The organism is Pseudomonas migulae NBRC 103157 (assembly GCF_002091715.1).
Taxonomy (GTDB): domain Bacteria; phylum Pseudomonadota; class Gammaproteobacteria; order Pseudomonadales; family Pseudomonadaceae; genus Aquipseudomonas; species Aquipseudomonas migulae_A.
Window position 1 is genome coordinate 24,642 of sequence record NZ_BDAG01000058.1, and the last position, 6,250, is coordinate 30,891.

General features: G+C 61.8%; 5 protein-coding genes. 2 read left to right on the top strand and 3 right to left on the bottom strand.

From position 1 onward, the window contains the following. The first annotated feature begins 69 nt into the window (after positions 1–69). Positions 70–1,884, top strand: a complete 1,815-nt coding sequence (locus tag PMI01S_RS28645; protein WP_084323439.1) for an ABC transporter ATP-binding protein — start codon at positions 70–72, stop codon at positions 1,882–1,884. Between the two features lie 3 nt (positions 1,885–1,887). Here the strand turns inward: PMI01S_RS28645 and PMI01S_RS28650 are convergent, their stop codons facing one another. From PMI01S_RS28650 to PMI01S_RS28660, 3 genes are all read right to left on the bottom strand, one after another. Beyond that, positions 1,888–2,844 (bottom strand): alpha/beta hydrolase, encoded by a 957-nt coding sequence (locus PMI01S_RS28650; protein WP_084323440.1) that lies wholly within the window; start codon positions 2,842–2,844, stop codon positions 1,888–1,890. 135 nt (positions 2,845–2,979) lie between these two features. Beyond that, a complete protein-coding gene (locus tag PMI01S_RS28655) occupies positions 2,980–3,978 on the bottom strand; it encodes an NAD(P)H-quinone oxidoreductase (RefSeq protein WP_084323441.1) in 999 nt (332 codons plus the stop codon). 57 nt (positions 3,979–4,035) lie between these two features. Then, complete coding sequence (locus tag PMI01S_RS28660) at positions 4,036–5,247, bottom strand: YbfB/YjiJ family MFS transporter (RefSeq protein WP_084323442.1); 1,212 nt, start codon at positions 5,245–5,247, stop codon at positions 4,036–4,038. A gap of 112 nt (positions 5,248–5,359) precedes the next feature. Between PMI01S_RS28660 and PMI01S_RS28665 the strand changes: the two genes are divergently transcribed. Beyond that, positions 5,360–6,235 carry a LysR family transcriptional regulator gene (locus PMI01S_RS28665; protein ID WP_084323443.1) on the top strand — a complete coding sequence of 292 codons (876 nt, stop codon included), beginning with the start codon at positions 5,360–5,362 and terminating at the stop codon, positions 6,233–6,235. Positions 6,236–6,250 lie beyond the last annotated feature (15 nt).

Consider the following 6,250-nt stretch of genomic DNA (forward strand, 5'->3'; position numbering starts at 1 on the left):
GGTGATTCCAACCGGTCCTCCACCTTCAAGAAGAGAGTTTCAGAAACCGCGCAAGCGCAGCAGATAAACATGCCTGCGAGCCTTTCCCGAGTCACCTCATTGCTCGACCAGGCCAGACGCGCCTTGCTCCTTGTCTGGGGAACCTCTCGCGGATTGTTTCTGGGCCTGGTGCTTGCAACCCTGATCGCTGGCATGCTCCCGGCGCTGGCCGCCTGGCTGGGCCAGCGCATCGTCGATGCCGTGGTGTTCGCCATGCAGTTGCATGCGCAGCAGGGCAGTGCGCCGTTATGGCCGGTCGTGCGTTACGTGCTGTTTGAAGCCGGTGTGCTTGCTTTGCTTTCCGGAACTCAGCGGGCGCTGTCGGTGCAGCAGTCGCTGTTGCGGGTGCAGTTGGGGCAGAAGGTCAACACGATGATTCTGGAGAAAGCCCAGACGTTGTCGTTGGTGCAGTTCGAAAATTCGGAATTTTACGACAAGCTGGTTCGTGTGCGGCGCGAGGCGTCGACCCGACCGTTGGCACTGGTGATGAAGTCGCTGGGGCTGATCCAGAACCTGATCGTGCTGATCAGCTTCGGTGTGTTGCTGGTGCATTTTTCGCCGTGGGCGCTGGTGCTGTTGGTGGTCGGCGCACTGCCGGTATTTTTTGCCGAGGCGCATTTCTCCGGTGACGCCTTCAGGCTGTTCACCCGCCGTGCGCCAGAGAGCCGGCAGCAGAACTACATCGAGACGCTGCTCTCCCACGAGGCTTATATCAAAGAGGTCAAGCTGTTCGGTTTCGCGCCGCTGCTGTTGAAGCGGTATCGCGAGACGTTCGCGCGACTCTACGCCGAGGACCGCCGGTTGACCTTGCGACGGGATGGCTGGGGTTTTGTGCTGGGGTTGCTGGGCACGGGGGCGTTTTACCTGGCCTACGCGTGGGTGGTGGTCGACACCGTTCACGGCAGTATCACCCTCGGCCAGATGACCATGTACCTGGTGCTGTTCAAGCAAGGTCAGACGGCGGTGAGCAGCAGCTTGAGCGCCATCAGCGGTCTTTACGAGGATGGCCTGTACCTGTCGAGTCTTTATGAATACCTGGCTGAACCCGTCGTCGCGGATACCGGGCATCTCACCGAGGGGGCGCTGCCCGGCGATGGTTTGCGGTTCGAGAACGTCGGGTTCTGCTATCCGGGGGCGAGCCGCGCGGCGCTGGAAGGCATCGATCTGCACCTCGTGCCGGGGCACAGTGTGGCGCTGGTGGGGGAGAACGGTTCAGGCAAGACCACGCTGATCAAGTTGCTGACCCGTCTCTACCGTCCCGATCAGGGCCGCATTCTATTGGACGGCAGCGATTTGCAGGTGTGGGAAGAAGGCGCACTGCGTCGGCGTATCGGTGTGATTTTTCAGGATTACATCCGTTACCAGTTCTCCGTGGGCGAGAACATTGGTGTCGGTGATACGTTGGCGTTCAACGATGAACAACGTTGGCAGGCCGCCGCCGCCGAGGGCATGGCCGCGCCTTTCATCGAGCGTCTGGATCGCGGCTATGCCACGCAATTGGGCCGCTGGTTTGCCGGCGGGCAGGAGCTGTCCGGCGGGCAATGGCAGAAGATCGCCTTGTCCCGGGCTTATATGCGCCGTGATGCCGACATACTGATTCTGGATGAGCCGACTTCAGCCCTCGACCCGGCGGCGGAAGCGGCGGTGTTCGAGCATTTCAGCGAGCACACCGAAGGTCGCATGACGCTGCTGATTTCCCACCGGTTTTCCAGCGTGCGCAATGCCGACCACATCATCGTGCTGGATCAGGGCGCAATCCTTGAGCGCGGCGACCACGACAGTCTGGTGGCGGCGGGCGGGCGTTATGCGCAGTTGTTCAACCTGCAGGCGCAAGGTTATCGATAGCCGTCAGGAGTCCTGGGTACCGCGAATCAATGCCGGCCCGGCCATCTGCGGCGGTTTTGCCTTCATCAAGCCTTCAAGTGCCTGGCGATACTGGGCGCCGCCCAGGCTCATGCTGTTGTTGTGCGTACCACCCGGCACCAGCAGCAGGCGTTTGGGTTCGCTGGCGGCATTGAACAACTGCTGGCTGAATCGCGAGGGCATGAACGCGTCGGCCAGGCCATGGACCACCAGCAGTGGCATATCGATGTCGACGATCTTGTCGATGGAATCGAATTTCTGCGACAGCAACCAGCGTACGGGCAGCCATTTCACCGGCAGATTACTTTCGGCCACCTGCGCAACGGCATCGCCCAGCGAAGTGAAGGTGGACTCGATGACCAGACCGCGCACCGGAACGACGACGTGGTCTTTTTTGGCCTGTGCGGCCAGTTCAGCCGCCAGGTCGATGGCCACGGCGCCGCCGAGGGAATGGCCGTAGATCAGGCGTTTGCTGGCGTCGGGTTGCATCGTCTTGAAACGTTCCCAGGCGGCCCGGGCGTCTTCATACACGCTGGTTTCCGATGGCAGATCACCTTTGCTTTGACCAAAACCGCGGTAGTCGATGGCCAGCACTGAGTAACCCATGGCGCGCAATTGCTCGATGCGGAATGCCTGACCTGTCAGATTCCAGCGCACGCCATGCAGATAGAGAATCGATGGTGCATCACGACGGGCAGCGGGCCACCACCAGGCGTGCAGGTTTTGCCCGCCTTTGAAGCTGGCAGACTTGATGTCGAATTCCTGGACATCCTTCGGCAAGCCGCGATACCAGCCGGCGGTGCCAGGCTCGATACGAAACAGCAGCTCGCGCTCGGTGTGCTCAAGCACTCCGCAACTCACCGGCAGACCGACAACCAGCAGGGCCATGCACAGCAAGGGCAGCCAGCGGCGGCGCAGACGTGTGAGCAGGGAGGAGGGCATTGGGTGGTCCATCGGTAAAAACTGAAGTTCGGTTTTTAACAGATGCGCCCCGGCGACGGGAACATTTTCGACAATCGTTCACCCATCCCTTTGTAGGAGCAGAGCAAGCTCTGCTCCTACAAAGGGGCGGTGTTGTTAATCGACTCGCAGCACAATCTTGCCAATATGATCGCCACCTTCCATCCGCGCATGAGCCTGCGCCGCATCGGCCAGCGGATAGACCTTGTCGATCATCGGCAGACACCGCCCGGCAGCCAATACCGGCCAGACGTACTCGCGCAGTTGCTCGGCGATCGAAGCTTTTTCTTCGCGGGTTCGCGAGCGCATCAGTGAGCCGGTGATCGTCGCGCGTTTGCTCATGATCGCCATCAGGTCGACGTCTTTGGCGTGAGCGCCGCCGAGAAAGCCCAGCATCACCAGTCGACCCTCCATACCCAGCGCCGCGATGTTCGCATTCAGGTACGAGCCGCCCATGATGTCGAGAATCACATTGACGCCCTTGCCAGCGGTTTTTTCCTGAATCACCTGGACGAAATCCTGATCGCGGTAGTTGATCGCCTCCGCGCCCAACGTGCGGATCGCCGCGCACTTTTCTTCATTGCCTGCCGTGGCGAATGCCTTGACGCCGAACTCGCGACACAACATCAGGGCCGTCGTGCCGATACCGCTGGTGCCGCCGTGAATCAATGCCCGCTGGCCTTTGCTGGCGCCACCCATGTCGAACAGGTTCGCCCACACCGTGAAGAACGTTTCCGGGACCGCCGCCGCTTGCACCCAATCCATGCCTTGAGGAATCGGCAGTGTCTGGCTGGCGGGTGCGACGCAGTATTGTGCGTAGCCGCCGCCGTTGGTCAGTGCGCAGACGTTGTCGCCGACGATGAATTCGCTCACGTCTTTACCGACCGCGACCACTTCGCCCGCCACTTCCAGGCCAGGGATCGGGCTCATGCCGGGTTTCATCGGGTACTTTCCCGCCCGTTGAATCACGTCGGGGCGATTGACCCCGGCGGCGTGCACGCGAATCAGCACCTCGCCCACACCGGGGGTGGGGACGGCTTCCTGGCGCGGCTTCAACACCTCAGGGCCGCCGGGTTCGGTGATTTCGATCAGGGTCATGGTGGAGGGCAGAATCATGGGAGCGTCCTGTCTGGAAGGTGTTCAGTAAGTTGACCACATCAAGGTGGCAGTGACTCAGTTCAATACCGGTTGCAGCCGATCATGACGGTTCAGCAGGCGCATGGCAGGTTCCAGCAGCAGCGCCACGACAATGGCTCCCGCCGCGATGATGAACAACAACCCGTGATGCCCGCCGCTGGCGTTGAACAAGGCCGAATAGGCAAACCCGGCAATCGCCTGGAATGTGGCGAACGACACGGTGGCGCGACTCCAGGCCATTTGCTGCCGGTGATGCTGCGGGATCAGTTCGTGAACCCGGGCCAGTGCCAGCGGCACGATGCCCGGCGGGAACGAGCCGAGGATCACTGCCAGCAAGGCCAGCGCGGTGAATGAGCTGGAAATCGACAGCAGACCCACGGCAAGCGCCTGTACCACCAGCACCAGGCGAATGCTCAACCGTGCGCCCAGTTTGTCGGCCAGGAAACCGTAGCTCACCGGACCGATAATCGCGCCGAGACCGTACATCACCCAGATCAGCGCACCCAAATGCGACCCGGCACCGAGCCCGCGGGCGACGTAATCCACCAGGAACACCATGGCGGGCACGAGGCCGGCCGCCATGAACGCGTACTGGGCAAACAACAGATAAACCTGCGGATCGGTCGGCACACTGGCTTCGTTACCTGACGGCGTGACAGTTGCCGGGTGCGCGGCCAACGGCCAACCGAACCAGCTGGCGGCGGTCAGTACCAGCGCCAGCAAACCGAGCCCGAACCAGGTGTTCTGCAAACCCAGGCTCAGCAGCGGCGGAACAATCGTGCCCGATCCGGCAATGCCCAAACCGATGCCCAGAAAAATCGCACCGCTGGCCAAACCCCGGCGGGCGACCGGCACATGCGGCAGCACGGTCGCGGCGACCAGCACCATGATCGCGCCGCCGGCGATGCCCGACAGCAGGCGCCAGCCGAAGAACCAGCTCACCGACAGCGGAAAGCCACAGGCGAAAAACGACAGCGTCACCGCCAGCATCATCAGGCGCAGCGCGCTTTTGTTGGAGGTGCGGCGGGCCAGCGGATGGCCGATCAGTGCACCGATCAGGTAACCGACCAGATTGGCGGCGCCGAGGTACACCACGTCGCTGGCGGAAAACCAGTGCGCCTGGATCAACGAGGGAATCAACGGTGTGTAGGCAAACCGCGCCAGGCCGATGCTGACCAGGCTGGCGCAGAGTCCGGCGAAGATCGGCAGCCATATCGCGCTGCGCGGGGTGGTTGATGTGCTGAGCATGGGGGCTGTCCTGTTGATTTATCTATGACGCCCAGCTTATCCCTGTTTTCTGATTCAATAACGCAGCGAGTTTGCGCTATCGTGATGCATATATGCATCAGTGGAGAGCCGTATGAATTGGGATGACGCACGGGTATTTCTGGCGGTTTGCCGGGAATCGACGCTACGCGGCGCAGCGCGGGTTCTGGGTGTCGATCAGGCCACCGTCGGCCGGCGAATCACGGCACTGGAAAAGTCCTTGAGTGCGACGCTGTTTCTGCGCACCTCCGAGGGGTACGCGTTGACCGCCGTTGGCGAAGCCGCATTGAAAGCCGTGGAAAAAATGGAGCATTCGGCGCTGGAACTGGAGCGCCGGATTCAAGGGCTTGATGATCGACTGACGGGTACCGTTCGGGTCAGCACCACCGACTCCATGGCCATCGACTTCCTGATCCCGGCCATTGCTCGCTTGCACGAGCAGCACCCTGACGTGCGCGTGCAACTGGACGCATCGACGCAAATGATCAGCCTGTCGAAACGCGAAGCCGACATCGCCGTGCGCAATACCCGACCGGACAACCCGGACCTGATCGCCCGGCGCATCGCGCGTTGGCCGGTGGGCCTGTTTGCATCGCAAGACTATGTGGACGCCCACGGCGTGCCCGCGCCGGGTTCGTTGTTCGAAGGACATGACCTGGTGGTGTATCAGCCGTATTTGCAGGGCAACAAGGAGATGACGCTGGTTTCGGAACCGCTGGGGCGCGGGCGCATCGTGTCGAGCCTGAGTTCGGGGCTGCTTGTGCGTCGGGCCATTGCCGCGGGGATCGGGCTGGGGGAAATTCCGGTGTACATGGGGGAGAGGGACGGGCTGGTCAGGTTGTGGCCTGAGCGCACGCGACCGGTGCCGTATGACGTGTGGCTGGTGACCCATGAGGACTTGCGGCATACCGCGAGGGTTCGTGCGGTCATCGATGAAATTGTCGCGGTGTTTTCGGGGACTGGCGAGTAAAGCCTGAAAGGGGGG

Bases quoted from the DNA above. Each gene is read 5' to 3' on its own strand.
- PMI01S_RS28665 (WP_084323443.1), top strand. From the start codon at position 5,360: ATGAATTGGGATGACGCACGGGTATTTCTGGCGGTTTGCCGGGAATCG.
- PMI01S_RS28650 (WP_084323440.1), bottom strand. From the start codon at position 2,844: ATGCCCTCCTCCCTGCTCACACGTCTGCGCCGCCGCTGGCTGCCCTTG.
- PMI01S_RS28660 (WP_084323442.1), bottom strand. From the start codon at position 5,247: ATGCTCAGCACATCAACCACCCCGCGCAGCGCGATATGGCTGCCGATC.
- PMI01S_RS28645 (WP_084323439.1), top strand. From the start codon at position 70: ATGCCTGCGAGCCTTTCCCGAGTCACCTCATTGCTCGACCAGGCCAGA.
- PMI01S_RS28655 (WP_084323441.1), bottom strand. From the start codon at position 3,978: ATGATTCTGCCCTCCACCATGACCCTGATCGAAATCACCGAACCCGGC.